At 57.0% G+C, this 14,008-nt stretch carries 17 protein-coding genes and 1 pseudogene; 5 read left to right on the plus strand and 13 right to left on the minus strand.

The features are described from left to right. From JK176_RS02070 to JK176_RS02090, 5 genes and pseudogenes are all read right to left on the minus strand, one after another. Positions 1–570, minus strand: a complete 570-nt coding sequence (locus tag JK176_RS02070) for a DUF1788 domain-containing protein (RefSeq protein WP_211586185.1) — start codon at positions 568–570, stop codon at positions 1–3. Beyond that, a complete protein-coding gene (locus JK176_RS02075; RefSeq protein WP_211586187.1) occupies positions 567–1,157 on the minus strand; it encodes a DUF1819 family protein in 591 nt (196 codons plus the stop codon). Before JK176_RS02075 ends, JK176_RS02070 begins: the two co-directional genes overlap by 4 nt. Before the next feature lie 392 nt (positions 1,158–1,549). Next, positions 1,550–2,927 (minus strand): annotated as a pseudogene (locus JK176_RS02080) (IS1182 family transposase). A gap of 109 nt (positions 2,928–3,036) precedes the next feature. Then, entirely contained in the window at positions 3,037–3,885 is an 849-nt protein-coding gene (locus JK176_RS02085; protein ID WP_211586189.1) for an FkbM family methyltransferase, read from the minus strand. Between the two features lie 90 nt (positions 3,886–3,975). Beyond that, positions 3,976–4,218, minus strand: coding sequence for a hypothetical protein (locus JK176_RS02090; protein WP_007284186.1), 243 nt, complete (start codon positions 4,216–4,218; stop codon positions 3,976–3,978). Between the two features lie 191 nt (positions 4,219–4,409). Here JK176_RS02090 and JK176_RS02095 point away from each other — a divergent pair, with 191 nt between their 5' ends. From JK176_RS02095 to JK176_RS02110, 4 genes are all read left to right on the plus strand, one after another. Continuing rightward, a complete protein-coding gene (locus JK176_RS02095; RefSeq protein ID WP_211586191.1) occupies positions 4,410–5,048 on the plus strand; it encodes a LexA family transcriptional regulator in 639 nt (212 codons plus the stop codon). A 213-nt stretch (positions 5,049–5,261) separates the two neighbouring features. Next, entirely contained in the window at positions 5,262–5,438 is a 177-nt protein-coding gene (locus tag JK176_RS02100; RefSeq protein WP_224777768.1) for a hypothetical protein, read from the plus strand. Positions 5,439–5,444: 6 nt separating this feature from the next. Beyond that, entirely contained in the window at positions 5,445–5,741 is a 297-nt protein-coding gene (locus JK176_RS02105; RefSeq protein ID WP_211586194.1) for a hypothetical protein, read from the plus strand. Between the two features lie 88 nt (positions 5,742–5,829). Beyond that, the gene (locus JK176_RS02110; protein ID WP_211586195.1) at positions 5,830–6,228 is read left to right on the plus strand and encodes an outer membrane protein assembly factor BamE; all 399 of its coding nucleotides are present in this window, start codon (positions 5,830–5,832) and stop codon (positions 6,226–6,228) included. Positions 6,229–6,292: 64 nt separating this feature from the next. Here JK176_RS02110 and JK176_RS02115 read toward each other — a convergent pair whose 3' ends face one another. The 6 genes from JK176_RS02115 to JK176_RS02140 all read right to left on the minus strand — a co-directional run bounded on the left by JK176_RS02115 (position 6,293) and on the right by JK176_RS02140 (position 11,378). Continuing rightward, a complete protein-coding gene (locus tag JK176_RS02115) occupies positions 6,293–6,955 on the minus strand; it encodes a hypothetical protein (RefSeq protein ID WP_211586196.1) in 663 nt (220 codons plus the stop codon). Continuing rightward, positions 6,952–7,599 carry a hypothetical protein gene (locus tag JK176_RS02120; protein WP_211586197.1) on the minus strand — a complete coding sequence of 216 codons (648 nt, stop codon included), beginning with the start codon at positions 7,597–7,599 and terminating at the stop codon, positions 6,952–6,954. Before JK176_RS02120 ends, JK176_RS02115 begins: the two co-directional genes overlap by 4 nt. A 71-nt stretch (positions 7,600–7,670) precedes the next feature. Beyond that, entirely contained in the window at positions 7,671–8,261 is a 591-nt protein-coding gene (locus JK176_RS02125; protein WP_211586198.1) for a hypothetical protein, read from the minus strand. Continuing rightward, positions 8,258–8,464 carry a hypothetical protein gene (locus JK176_RS02130; RefSeq protein WP_211586199.1) on the minus strand — a complete coding sequence of 69 codons (207 nt, stop codon included), beginning with the start codon at positions 8,462–8,464 and terminating at the stop codon, positions 8,258–8,260. The genes JK176_RS02125 and JK176_RS02130 overlap by 4 nt, the downstream gene beginning before the upstream one ends. A 531-nt stretch (positions 8,465–8,995) precedes the next feature. Then, positions 8,996–10,288, minus strand: a complete 1,293-nt coding sequence (locus tag JK176_RS02135; RefSeq protein WP_211586200.1) for a phage integrase central domain-containing protein — start codon at positions 10,286–10,288, stop codon at positions 8,996–8,998. A 265-nt stretch (positions 10,289–10,553) separates the two neighbouring features. Further along, positions 10,554–11,378 (minus strand): IS5 family transposase, encoded by an 825-nt coding sequence (locus JK176_RS02140; protein ID WP_211586201.1) that lies wholly within the window; start codon positions 11,376–11,378, stop codon positions 10,554–10,556. 361 nt (positions 11,379–11,739) lie between these two features. Here JK176_RS02140 and JK176_RS02145 point away from each other — a divergent pair, with 361 nt between their 5' ends. Continuing rightward, positions 11,740–12,291: a GNAT family N-acetyltransferase gene (locus JK176_RS02145; RefSeq protein ID WP_211586202.1), complete on the plus strand. Its 552-nt coding sequence runs from the start codon at positions 11,740–11,742 to the stop codon at positions 12,289–12,291. A 103-nt stretch (positions 12,292–12,394) separates the two neighbouring features. Here JK176_RS02145 and JK176_RS02150 read toward each other — a convergent pair whose 3' ends face one another. Next, positions 12,395–13,222 carry a bifunctional transcriptional activator/DNA repair enzyme AdaA gene (locus JK176_RS02150; RefSeq protein ID WP_211586203.1) on the minus strand — a complete coding sequence of 276 codons (828 nt, stop codon included), beginning with the start codon at positions 13,220–13,222 and terminating at the stop codon, positions 12,395–12,397. Continuing rightward, a complete protein-coding gene (locus JK176_RS02155) occupies positions 13,222–13,911 on the minus strand; it encodes a flavin reductase family protein (protein WP_211586205.1) in 690 nt (229 codons plus the stop codon). Before JK176_RS02155 ends, JK176_RS02150 begins: the two co-directional genes overlap by 1 nt. Positions 13,912–14,008 lie beyond the last annotated feature (97 nt).

Raw genomic sequence — 14,008 nt, forward strand, 5'->3', positions numbered from 1 at the left:
TCAGTCCACCAATCTAAAGGCGCGATAGTACGGCGTTTCTTGCATGTCGCCGAAAAGCTGAAGGCTTTGTCCACTAAATCGACCAGGAAAAAACAGGACTAATGGTATATTTCCCAACAGAGGTTGGAGGTTGTTGAGCAGACTATGCGTCCTGATCAGGGGGTAGGCTGGACCGACGCCCGTCAAGAACAGCATGTCGAGCGGTTGCTCGGTAAATCTTTTCAGCAACGCAGCCGCCATTTTACCAGGCTCGAGCGGACCTTTGAGAGCACCGAGTAGCGCCGCGGCACCCTTGTTTTTCTCCATCGCCAATGACTTTGTGTAAAGGTCCCGCTTTCGGAGCTGAGCTATGGCGAGCTCAAACATGTTGACGACTCCAACATGCAGGTCGGTTTTCCGGGCAAGGTCATCAAGGAGCCATTCGATGTGACTGTTGACCAGTTCCTCCGACGCGCTCGGGTAGTCGAACGCGTAAAACGGCACGTCATTGCCGAGGCCGCGTCCGTGAAGAAACTCGTCCGATGTGATCCGGCCGCGGATCCGATCCAAACGCTGTTGCAGATCGCTCATATGAACGCCTGCATCGCATGCACGATTTCATCGCGTTCCCTCGCTCTGAGGTAATCCATGATCTCAGTTTGATAATGAACGACTTGCAGAGATGGTTTGCTACTCTCGGAAAGCATTCCTACTTCAGCTAGAATCTGGAATACGCTGTCACCTAATTTGTCGCTGGTCGACTGAGTCCACGCAGTCATGTCGGGGTCTCGCTCTCGGCAGGTTTCCACATAGTTTCGCCAGTGACGGCGGGTGAGCACGAGATCGCCGGTGCGAAAGCAATCGCGCACGGTGTGAACGAGAAAATCTCGCAGGAGGCAGCTATGTGCGATCGCAGCCGCGAAATTGGCTTGGATAGCCAGTGGCTTTGACCCGTCACGAACAAGCAACCAATGGTCGGACGTCATCGTGACGAGCCGCGCACGAATGAGGCTGGCTTGACGCTTGGCAGTACCTTGGGATGTTTTTTGAAGGACGTTCTCGACCTCAATTGCGGTCTTCCACGCCTTCGGGCTCACGTCGCTCAGCAGCAAGCCTGCGATAATGCGTGATTCGTAGAGCTTTAACGATCCTCCCGCGATGTCTGCCTTATAACTCAATCTGACGCCTCGTCGAATTCCCAGAGGCTGTTTATCAGATTCGCGGCGAATCTGAACCGAAAAAAGCGTGTTCTCGGCGTCTGAACGGCGGAACGGGCGCGCCTCGCCCGGAGCTGGGCACGCTGCTGCCGGATCGCTCGAGGGGACAGGTATGGCAAGTCTCGGCAGGAGCAGTCATTCATGCGCACGTTGAGGAACGGTCGCGTGCTCTCCAAACCGGCCATTCCGCTTTCCACCCATCGTGTCGATCGGCATCACCTGAACGTGGGGCGACTTTCGGTCATCCCTTTCCGATAACCGACATTCCGCTTTCCCTCGATAGTGTTGAAAAACTCATGGTGAAGAGTGAAAGTGTTGCCAAACCACTTCGGCATAAGTGCAGCTTTCTTGCCTCAGGTGGACAAGGCAGGCGCTCCGGGAGGTATCAGTTTCGCCATTTTGCGGAGATTTTGGGCAGCTGCGGCGAGATGGAACTCATCACGGGCGCCGTTTAGTCCTCTGAGCCTCAACCGATCGATCTTCAAAATGCGCTTGAGGTGAGCAAACAGCATCTCGACCTTCTTTCTTTCTCGTCTGGAGACGATATAGGCGTCAGTTAAGGCAATGTCGCGGGCCAGATCACGAGCGCCTTCATGGACGGAGCGCAGGACCTTACGACTGGGCTGATCGGGACAGCATTTCGGTTTGAGAGTGCATACGTCGCACGCGAGTTTCGACGAACGGTATCGAAGTAGGTTGTCGGGAGGGGCGTTTGGTCGATCCGAGTTGATCTTGCGCCACTGCTGCTTCAGTTCCTGTCCGCCAGGACAGACGTAAAGATCGTGCACGTGGTCATATGTGAAATCTCGGCGTTCGAAAGTCCCGTCCTGTCGAGCAGATTTGTCGAAGACCGGAATGTGAGGTTCTATGCCACGCTCATGAACCAGCCACGCAAGATTTTCAGCGGATCCATAAGCTGTATTCCGCAGCAAGCCTTTCGGGCCATATTCCAAATGTTTCCTGCGTACGCTCTATCATTCTGCGTTGCGCCGTAACCTCGGCCTGCCGGATGGCTGTCGTGGTTTCTACATCCATGATGACAGCCGATTTAAGGTCGATGAGGTAATTTGTGCAGTAGGCATAATAAGCAAGGCCACCGCTTGCAGCGTTCCAACGTGCCGCAGGATCGACCGGAGAGATATATTTTGGTTGCACGGGCGTAGCAGACCCAAATGCAGCATCGTCCAGCACCGAGAAATACTCCCGCACAGTACGATGGGCGGTCTCGATTGGCAGTTTATCTGGGCTCGGAACACTGCGCTGCCGATTAGCGTCGGCCTTGATCGTGCTGGCATCGACCGCAAAGCCTTCACCGCCCACCAGTCCCTTGGCGATGCACTGTCGGACGGTCATTTCAAACATTTGGCGAAGCAGATCACTCTCCCGGAAGCGTCCGTGCCGGTTTTTCGAGAATGTCGAATGATCAGGCACAGGGCCGTTGAGACCAAGGCCGCAGAACCACCGGTAGGCCAGGTTAAGATGGACTTCTTCACATAACCGTCGCTCGGACCGAATACCCATCACGTAGCCAACGATTAACATCCTGATGATCAGCTCGGGATCGATCGAAGGCCGCCCCGTGCCGCTGTAAAATGGGCGAAGATGCTCACGCAGGCCGTCCAGATCAACAAAGCGATCAATTGAACGCAAAAGGTGGCCAGCTGGCACACGATCTTCAAGACGGAACTCGTAGAACAGTTCCTCCTGTATTTTCGTTCGATCACCCATCATTTGCAGGGTCCTCCTGCGAAGAATGAATCAGTGCTTCACTCTCAAAGCAAGCGCGACTTTTTCAACACTATCCCCCCAAAGCTGACAAGCTTCTCCTCTCCAGCGTCCCTCAGAACCTGGAGAGCAGGATATTCCCCCGGCTGCGGGAGCGGCGCTCATACCCACAGCGGCGCAATACCGGAAAGACGTCCTGGGCCCACCGGCCATGCTCGGTGTCTTCCATAATGATATAATCGGGCCACAACTCTGGGGGCGCCTCGCGGAAAAACGGCAACAGCGCCCGGTCTTCGTAGCCCTCGATGTCAATTTTCAGAACATGCACGGCGGTCACATCGCAGGCCTGCAGAATGTCCAGAAGCGGACGGATCCGCACTGCAGCACCGTGCCCCGCGCCAATCCGACCGCCGCCAAAATCCCTGTTCACCTGCACGAGCTGCCCAGAGCCCTCCTGATCGCCCACGGCCACACGCAAGAGATCGGCCCGCATCCCGTTCAGCCTCATATTGGTCGTCAGACGCTCGAACAGGACTGGGTTCGGCTCAACGGCGATGACACGGGCTTCTCTCTGCGCGGCATAGAGGGAAAAGAACCCCATATTCGCACCGACATCCACAAACGTGCCGCCTTTGGGCAGATGACGCCGCAGCCATTTCAGCTCACGATGATTGTAGCACGCGCCACATACCGCCGATTTTGCATCCGTCTGGTTGTCCTGCGGGTAAAACCGTACTTTCAGCCCGAACAGGGTCGCATCGACAGGACCTGAGGCGCAGTCTCGTTTGAACCGTTCCATGAATGGCCGACGCAGACGGCTGTATCCCAAGGGCGTGTTGAAGAAGACTTTCCGGATCTTCTTCTGCACGTCCGTCAGCGGATAGGACCCAAAAGGCAGGGCACGCGCAGGGCCGTGTCCGTCCAGCACAACGTGCTCAGAAGACGGGTCTGGGTGTTCTGACATAAGAGATGATGACCGTATGGAAGGAACGACGCGGCTTCGACGAAGCCAGACGGCAGGGTCAGGACGTGCTGTGTCCGACGGACCGATCCGTCACAGTTTCCCGACCTCGCGGCAGAGCTGGAGCAGACCGCCCATCCGCTGCTGCAGCACGGCGCCCAGCACCATCACGCCCTCCAGCAGGCGTGCGCCTTCCGTATCGGCACGCAGACTCTCGAGGCGTCCTTTGAGCAGCGCATGCTCGATCTCGATCAGACGCAGCACGTCGTGCAGACCGGCATGCAGGTCCTCGAGGCCGGCTGGACGGGGTGGTGGCAACAGTGGATCTTCAGGCATGACAATCCCTTGGACAAAAATGTCGGTTTCATGCGAGGATCTGACGATGACGAGTCACGGGCCACGCAACATTTCGATGCCAAGAGATACGGTTTTCCGACTTCCATATCAAGCGGAATATCGTATTCATACCTCATTTCCGAATGAGGATCCTCTGCGTGCCCCGACATTCCAGGCGAAAGCGTAAACTCATGGACGACCAGATCCGCCTGATGCGCGAGCGCGGCGAGCGCCTCCGCGAAGCGGCCCAGAGTATTGGCATTACCCATGCCGCCAAGGCGGCGGGTGTGCCGTATACGACCCTGAGAGACTATATGAATGGCGGGGAGATGAAGTTCTCCGCCCTTGCGTCACTGGCCCGGATCTGCGGCGTATCCCTGGACTGGATCGCTTTTGGCACGGCTGGCGGCTCACCCTCCGGGGCGACAGCGGTCCAGACCACCTCGACCCGTCAGATCGTTGTGCCTTGGTATGATCATCATGAAGACGGTCTGCGCATTGGCCGCGACTGGTTGCAGAGCGTCATTCCCCGGGACCTCGCAGCCCTCTGCCTCATCAGCAATGCAGGCGATGCGATGGAGCCGACTTTGTCCTCAGGGGATCTGGTCATCGTGGACCGGAGCATCACGACTGTGACGGGTAGCGCGCTCTATGCCCTGGAGAGCGCTGGCGCCGTGCTGATCCGTCGCCTTGACCCCAAACTTGGTGGCGGGGTCCGGGTGATTGCTGACAATCATCGCTACCCGCCCCAGGATGTCGAGGCTGATCGCCTGGACTGCTTTAAACTGCTCGGCGAAGTGGTCTGGATCGGCGGCGTGCCTCATCCCTGAGGCGCTCACGATATACGGGAACCTGTTTGAATAAATAGGCGTATATCCGTATTGACGGCGCACGGGAAATCGTAGATCATCTGACTTGTTGAGTTCACTTTGTGTGCAGGGTCGTCCTGCCACACGGGAACTGCAAGGAGCTGGCGATGATGTCTCTGTCCCGTTGTGTCTTCCGGTCTGTACCCTGTTCTTGCCTGTCAGGGGGCGTCTGACATGGTCGTTTCTCTCCTTCTTGTCCTGATCGTTCTTCTCCTGCTGGTTCTGGCCCTAGGATCGTCGGTCAGGCTGTTCGCGTGGCTGAAAGCCCGCGACATTCTGCCGCCTGCGGCGCTGATGCTGGGCACGGCGTTGGTGATCCGGGTCGTCTTCCACGCCCACTGGGGGAGATAAGCGCGCATGACGTCTTCAACAGACGGTCTGTACAGCGAGGCGACCGAAGCAAAACGCGCGGCCCGTCTGGCTGCTTATCTGGAAGAGTATGGTGCCGAGGAAGACGAGACACGACTTCTGCTGCGATACGTCTCGTGGTTCGGAGTGGGTGCTTGTCTTTTGTGCGGCATCGCGCTGGCTCTGCCCTGGCATCCGCTCTTTGCGTTCGTTCTAGGCATGAGCTGTTGGACGGCTCCGCGAGAACCGCTTCTTCGTAAACTGAAAGCCGCTGAAGACCGCCGCAGGCTTCGCGGGCTGGACTGAGACGGTCCGTTCGTTTTTCGGCAGGTCGACCGCTTTTTTCCAATTGTCCCGTCATCGACTGTTTTGCAAAAAGAGCAAAGGATCCCGCATGTCTGTACGTCTTCTCAGAACCCTTGCCGTCACCCTGTCTCTCAGCGGGCTGGTCGCCCTGACAGGCTGCATCTCGGAAGGGAACGAAGCTCTTAAAAACGAAACCGGTGCCTCCATTGATCAGAAGATCCATGATGGCGTGACGACGAAGGACCAGATCCGGGCGCTGTTCGGAGACCCGCGCGAAAGCACGTTCACCGACAGCGGCCATGAGCAGTGGCGCTATGCGTTCACCAACGCTTCGTCTGACGCCGCCAATTTTATTCCGCTCTATGGCGACCTGCATCAGGGCACTCATGGCACGGAAAAGACCCTGACGGTGATCTTCAACGGCAATGTCGTCTGGCACCACACCATGAATGCCTCCGCCGTCAAAACCGGCAGTGGGTTGTTCTGAGGTTACATAAGAGAGAGCCCCCTCTGCTGTTACAAGCAGAGGGAAGCATTCAAGGAAAAGGCTGTCAGGTCTCCTTTTCCTCGTCCGCTGTGAAAACGCGGTCAGCCGTCATGTTGCACCAGCCGGACATTCCGCTCAGCGGTTCGTCCTCTGGTGGCGGAGGAACAGCCAGGCTGGACATCGCAACCAGTCGGTTCACTGGAAGTCTGGCCAGCAGGACATCCAGCAGGGTTTCGGCAGAGGCGAACCGGGCTTGAGGCCCGGACCTAGTCATCAACGGAATGTTTTCCGGCACCAGCTCGATGGCGGATAGCTGCAGCCCGAAGTCAGCCACCCACGGGCAGAGTTGCCGAAGGCCTCTGTAGAGACACAGATTGAACGGGGGCCGGTCATGAGGCCCGCCCATGAGACGCCTCAGAAAGTTCATGTGATAGCCCGCCAGAACCAGAGGCACCGGGCGTCCGACAGGCATCAGACTACGAAAGAGCCTGTCACTGATTGTCAGATGAGGACGGCCGTTCTCATCGAGACTTTCTTCGAGATGTCCCTGTCGGCAGGTGACCTCCGTGAGCCACGTCATCCCTGCGTCGTCCTCGAAGAAGCCTTCGCGAAAACACAGGGTGATGGAGGCGCCGTGAAACGGCACCTCCCACGCGGCTGGTGTGACGTCCATGAGACAGATCCGGCCAGCAGGCCAGCGCGGCAGATGGATCGGACCCTGGGTCATGACCTGCCTCCCGCGCGAAGCTGCGCTACCAGGGCGAGGAAACGCTTCTGTAACTGCGCTGGCTCAAGGAGGTCGTTGAGATACCAGATCTCGGGCGTAAGGCGCTGCTGCCGGTACACCTCCAGCCGTCGGTCAAACTGGGCCAGCAGATGCGCTTCCCAGTCATTGCGTGTCACGCGGTCCGCACCGCAGGCGCCCACGATCTCGATATGCATGACACGTGACCCGAAACGGATGGCGAAATCGGAATAGAACCGCGGCTGCTGCAACGGGTCGAGGGCGATTTCCAGATCCAGCGCAACATCCCGCGGAACAATGGGTTTGACGGCCTCATAGGCAATCCGTTCGAGTGCTGAATTCAGCAGGGTTCCGTCAGAAGCAACGCGGCCGCGGCTGGGCAGACACGGCCAGCGCTGCTCGACCCTGCGCAGGAGACCGGCCCAGACGCCGGGTTCTTCATCGCCGAGTTGCATCAGATGTCGTCCTTCTGGCTGGAGGTAGCGGAACAGACTTGAGGGCGGTTGCGCCTTCAGTCTGAAACTGATGTCGCTATACAGATCGAGATCGTCGTCCGTTGGCTCGAAGAAAGAGCGCACGTGACGAGACACGGTCGCCGCAGCGACCGGGGTTTTTGTGAGAAGCATGAAGCCTCCATATTTTCGGGGGATGAAATAAGAAGACAGGCCGACACTGTTCGGCTTGGCGGTGTCAGGCGTTACAGGCGATACGGGAGGCCGACCTCAGGACCCCGGGCAGTCCAGAGGCATTCGATCAGTCTTGCTGCTGCATGAATGCGGACGAGGTCTGAAGCCGGATGAACGCCCGAACAGTCTTCCGCTGCAAACCGGGCCAGAAGTTCTTCCGGATCATCTCCAATCCCTGCCAACTCTGGCGCAAGCCGGTGCATCAGATCGGCAAGGATCATGACCCGGGGTGTTTTCGTTAAGCAGGGCCCGAGCCAGGCCGTCTCCTGCGCCCCCATGAGCAGGACGAGATCCGGAAGAAGGTCAGCAGAAGAGAGGATACTGTCTGTGCCGTCCTCTCCCGCACTCGTTAAACCCGGCATGGGCTGCTGCAGGATCTGGTCCCGCAGAGCCTGTCTGTGTGCCGGGTCCTGATCGGCGGACAGAAAGGGAAACCACAGGCCCAACCGTTCAGCCACGGGCACGGGTTCGGACCGGGACAGGACAAGATCGTACAGACACACCGCACTCCCGCTTGGCCGGACCAGAGCGTCCGGGTGATCACGGGAGGAGACAAGACCCATCAGGCGGACAGCCAGGTCCGTGCGCCGGAAGGGCGTCATGTCCAGTCTCCTGCATTCTCGGTCAGTGCCCGGTTCAAACAACGGACTGTCTGCGCCAGAACGATCAGCGTGCCCTCAAGCCGCGTATCGCTGGTGAAGGCTCCTCGCTGTGCGATCACATCGCGCAGTGTGGGAAGAACAACGCCTGCCAGGACGGCATGGGCATCAAAAAGCGTGTCGAGTTCGGTGAATGACCTCGTCATTGCGAAAGGCTCCAAAGAGAAGAGAGCCCCAAAGAAAACACGAGAGAAAACCCTCGCTCTGGTCGCACAGCGACCATTCCAGCTCACGCCCCGCGTGAGCCCTCTGGGGGGAGGACCAGCCCGGTCCTCCCTTGCGAAGCCAAAAAAAACAACAGAAACCCTCTGATCATTTTCAGTCCTGAGACAGGGAGAGAAGCCGAGTTCTGCACCGCCGCCCGCAGGGCGGCGCGACCGCGGAACGGGGGCGCGTGCAGGTCCGGATGACGCGTCACAGCGTGATGCGGACGCCCTCAGCAGGGCACGAAAATGAAACGGTTTTAAGGGACTGTTTTGAAAGGGTTTTTGGAGCCTTGCTCCAAAAACCCGGTATCGTGCCATCTTAAGCGATCTGGCAGCACGATTTTATGGCGCAGTGCCATGCTTTTGAGCTGCTCATGGAATGGCGACATAGCGCATTGATGACGCGTCACTGAGATTGTGCGGACCGGTACGACGCAATCCGTGACGCGTCATTGGGCTTTTGACGGGCCTTCAGGCATCTGGATCTCCGATGTCAGAGTCTTTCCAGGTGAAGAGCGGCGCGCTGTCAGGATTAGGACGCTGAGGCTTTGCAACCGCCTCACTGGATTGCCCGGCACAGAAGCGTTCCCAGGCAAACATCATCTCGGCACGCCTGTTGAAGAGATCCCCGCGGCGATAGGCGGCCTCAACCTTGTCACCGATGGCATGGGCCAAAGCCATTTCGGCGACCTCGCGTGGAAAGTCGGTTTCTTCGGCCGCCCAGTCCCTGAAGCTGGAGCGCAAACCGTGGATCGTCACATCCTTCGTGCCTGCGGCCTGATGGAGGGCTTTGGAGACCGCGACATCGCTCAACGGCGAACCGACCCGGCCACCAGGAAAGACGAAACTGTCCTCACCGGAACGGGATCTCAGGGTCTGGACTTTATACAGCAGCGCCATCGCTCCGCTCGTCAGGGGCACACGATGCTCCCGCCCGGCCTTCATCCGCTCGGCCGGGATGGTCCAGATCTGTTTCTTCAGATCGATCTCCGACCACAGGGCCTTGCGGACCTCGCCAGAGCGGGTTGCGGTCAGGCAGACGAACCGTGCGGCCAGAGCTCCTACACCATGCTCGGCGCCGAGCCGTCTGTAGACTGGCGGGAGGTCGCGATAGGGCAAGGCGGCATGGTGCACCACCTTTGTGACTGCCGTGGGTTTGGGGAAAATGTTGGCCAGGTGCCCCCTCCAGCGGGCCGGGTTCTCTCCCTCGCGCCAGTGATGGCTCTGCGCGTAGTCCAGAATACGCTCTATCCGTCCACGCAGCCGTGTTGCGGTTTCGGTCGTGCTCTCCCAGATCGGTCGCAGGACCGCGAGCACGTCTTCTGTCTGGACGCTGCCAATCGGCCTCGAGCCGAGGACGGGATAGACATGACGCTCGAGAGAGCTGCGCCACATAGGGGCCGAGCGCGGATCTTTCCAGCCCGGCGCCTGTTCGGTGATGTACTGCTCGGCAACCTGCGCGAAGGTGCGCTCCTGAACGGTTTCTCCCTTCTGCCGGGCTTTCTCTTCCAGCGGGTCGATCCCCTCCAGAAGCAGGCGCCGGTTCTCGGCCGCCTTGAGCCGGACATCGGCCAGAGAAATATCCCGGGCGGGACCGAGTCCCATTTCCCGTCTTTTGCCGGTCTCAGGGCTTTTGTAGCGGAAGGTCCAAGCCCGGGTGTCGCCCCGGACGGTAATCCACAAATTTCCGCCATCGCCATAGACCCCGTCTTTGAGGGAGGCGACCTTGCGGACAGTCAGCTGGTTCGGCGGAAGCTTGCTCATGGCTTTTCAGTCCCATCTTCCGTCCCACCTTACGGGATAGGTTTCAATGCGTCTATCTGCTTCCTCAGGATGGCATGAATTTCTGTAAATCCATGAAAAACAAGGGTTATTACGCTGATCTGCTTTTCCGTGACGCCCTACATCGGCGGACACCCTCTCCGCCACCAAGATAAGTTTCATGATATCCCGTCACATTCGGTCCTGAATCTCGCAAGAGTGCGCGATATTCAAGGACCTAAAGCGGGCTGAGAGCCTGTTTGGAAAATCACGGGTGAGCATTTCTGCGCATGAGATTGGCGCCCATGGCAACGAAGATCATGGTCTGTGACACGTCGACGCGGCGTTCGTAGTCACGCACGAGCCGCCGCCAGCGGGTCATCCAGCTGAAAGTCCTCTCGACCACCCAACGTCGCGGCAGCACCTCGAAGCCCTTTGCTCCGTCGCGGCGGCGGATGATCTCGACGATGAAATCCAGATAAGTCGCCTTGTCCATCAACTGCAGGCGGTCATAGGCGCCATCGGCGAACAGATGCTTCACCCATGGCCAACGCTTGCGGATCGCATCCAGGATCATCTGGGCGCCGGCACTGTCGGAGATGTCGGCCGGGGTCAGGTTGACCATCAGGAGGCGCCCGTCCGTATCGACGGCAATATGGCGCTTGCGTCCGACGACCTTCTTGCCGGCATCGTAACCCCTTGTCTTTGCATGAGGCGCCTTGATGCTCTGGCTGTCGATCACCGCCGCTGTCGGACTGGCCTCGCGGCCTGACTGCTCCCGGTCGAGCATCAGTTCAACGTCATGAATGGTCTGGAACAGGAACCGTCGCGCCAGTTCCCGAAACCAGCCATAGACCGTGCGCCAGTGTCCGAAATGGATCGGCAGCATGCGCCAACCGCAGCCTGAACGAACAAGATAACGCACCGCGTTGATCACCTCACGGAATTCGACTTCCCGTGGACGGCCACGACGCCCAGGGCCTGGCATCAATGGCGCAATCCGCTCCCATTCCTCGTCCGTCATGTCAGACGGGTAGCGTTTCGTCTTGCGGCTGATCCTGGCCATCCGGCCCCTCTGCTCTGGCGTCCACATCCAGAGCTTGAATCACATCAAACCGATTTTCCAAACAGGCTCTTAGGTTTTCCGGGAACTCCCTATCAACGCGATCCTCTATAGAGACTGAGCGCGATTTTCCCTCGGCACCCCCCGCTGCTCTTGGCACATTATATCCCGCAACAATCATCAAAAGGCAGTCGTCTTAATAAGAAGAGGTATCAGTCTGCCATCACAAATCTGGGTAAACTGCACGACCAGTTCTGCGAGGTTGATGCCATTTCAGTTCATTTTGTAACGCTACTGGCGCTCAGCTTTCTGGCCCTGTCATCTATACCGCCCAGCATTACCTGATATCGTCGGTATATATGCGCCAACACGCCTCAGCAGAGTCCTGAACATGAATTCACGCATCCAGAAGCAAACTTTTCAGATCCGTGACGCACGTCTGACGGACATAGAGCAACTGCCTGCCATTGAACTTTCTGCAGCACAATCTTTCAGGTCTGTGCCGGGACTGGCCTGGATTGCGACCTCAGAGACGATGCCAGAGGAGGCGCACCGAAGCTCTATACAGACAAAGACATGCTGGGTAGCTGTGGATACAGCAGATATGCCTGTCGGTTTTCTGACAGCTTCTGTGAACCATAAGGACGTCCATATTCTTGAAATGTCAGTCGCGTCGTCCTGGCAGAGATGCGGGATCGGGAAAGCATTACTACAACATCTTAAACACTGGGCTCTACGCAAAGAGCTGGCAGATATAACTTTGACTACTTTTCAGGAAATTCCATGGAATGCACCATTTTACTCCAAAATGGGTTTCGTGATCCTTACGCATGACGAGTTGAATCAGCGCCTGATATCCATCCTCGACAGGGAGCAGGCATATGGATTTCCAGAGGGTTCCCGGTGTGCAATGCGGTTCGCTCTGAAGCACATCACAGACTAAAAGGGCATTTATTTTGTATCTATAAATCAATAATATCCTTAACGCACAAACATACAATTACTTTAAAAATTAGTATTTGATTTTAATTGTTATAATTTTACGATCAATTCTCTTTTTGCAATTTCTCTCTGTCCAGTATGATCTCTTTACGGTCCACGCCCCATGCATAACCAGACAGAGAGCCGTCACGGCGAATCACACGGTGACATGGAATTGCGACAGCCAACTTGTTAGCCGCACAGGCCTTTGCCACTGCCCGTGTGGCGCGTGGCAGACCAATATATTCCGCAACAGCAGTGTAAGACCGCGTCTCCCCAAAAGGAATATCGCGAAGGGCCTGCCATACTCTGCGCTGAAATGCTGTGCCTCTGATATCCAGCGGCAAGTGAAGTCCAATTTTAGGTGCTTCAATAAATCCTACAACTTCAGCCACAACCGCTTCATAATCCGCTTCGGCACCGAGCAGGTGCGCTTTGGGGAACATATCCTGAAGTTGGCGAAGGAGCACTTCAGGATCATCACCAAGCAAAATAGCGGCCACCCCCGCAGCACTTGAAGCCACGAGAAGATCACCAAGCGTTGTCTTTGCAATCGCGAATTTAATATCTTCGTCGGCTCCTCCTTTGCGGTAACGTGACGGTGTCATACCAAGCATGGCGCGAGACGTTTCGTAGAACCGACCACTGGAACTGAAGCCGGAATCGTAGATCGCATTGGTGATGGTTGCCTCGCGCGCCAATGCCGCGCGAACGCGCTTTGCACGATGTGCGGCAGCATAGTCCTTGGGTGTAAGCCCGGTATGGGCCTTAAAAGTACGATGAAAATAGCTGCTGCTCAGGCCAACCGCCTGCGCAAGATCTGTCAGCGAAAGGCTTTCTTCGCTTTCCTCGATAAGACGACAGGCCATTGTCACGGCTGCGGCGCTCTTCATCAGAGCCAGTTCTTTTCTGTACGCGCCCGATCCACATCAGGCATCCGATAAATTGTTTCATCAATTTCGGCGAGACGGGATGGCACGATCTGAGCATCAGAAACTCCGTACAGTTTTTGGAAGTTCATGATGAGAGGATGCCATTTATCCGGGTCAATTCTATTCTCGTATCCTTTCATAAGGATATCCGGATGCGCATGGACACGCGTGATACGCACTTCGAAAGCCGAGATGAGGCCTGCAACCTGAGGGTCATCGTCCATGATACCGTGCTGCGCGACCAGAACGGCTTCCAGTTGAATTGGACATTCCAGAACACGAGGCGCGTTGAGCGTTTGAGACGCAAGGGGTGTAAGACCCGCAACTTCAAATTTGGACGGCTCGTAAGTATAGCCCAGTTTTTGTTTGAATTCAGGAATGCTTTTGCTTCCAGTAAGGCGAGCAAGCCTGTTCACTGCTTCAGCCTGTGCCGGAGATGGCAGGTTGAGGACGCATTGTCCTGTGCGCAACATATTCTGTGGGGTTTTTGACGCCGTCTGAAGTCCTAGCATAGCTCTCCAGCCTAGCCACCACGCGGCTGACATCGGCGCAAGATTAGAGCTTCCGTCTTCATTAACCGTGCTGATCAGGACAACTGGAGTCCCTAGATAAAGAATGGACGGCTCAATCGTGAGATGCGGATCGTTCATCGAAAAATTCCTGGCGATAAAGACGGATTCTTATGTCGCCTTCGGTGCCCTCACGAACTCCGTTTCTTGCCCTTAATGCCTTTTTTATTCGCCATGA

This window comes from Gluconobacter sp. Dm-73 (assembly GCF_018256215.1).
Lineage (GTDB): Bacteria > Pseudomonadota > Alphaproteobacteria > Acetobacterales > Acetobacteraceae > Gluconobacter > Gluconobacter cadivus.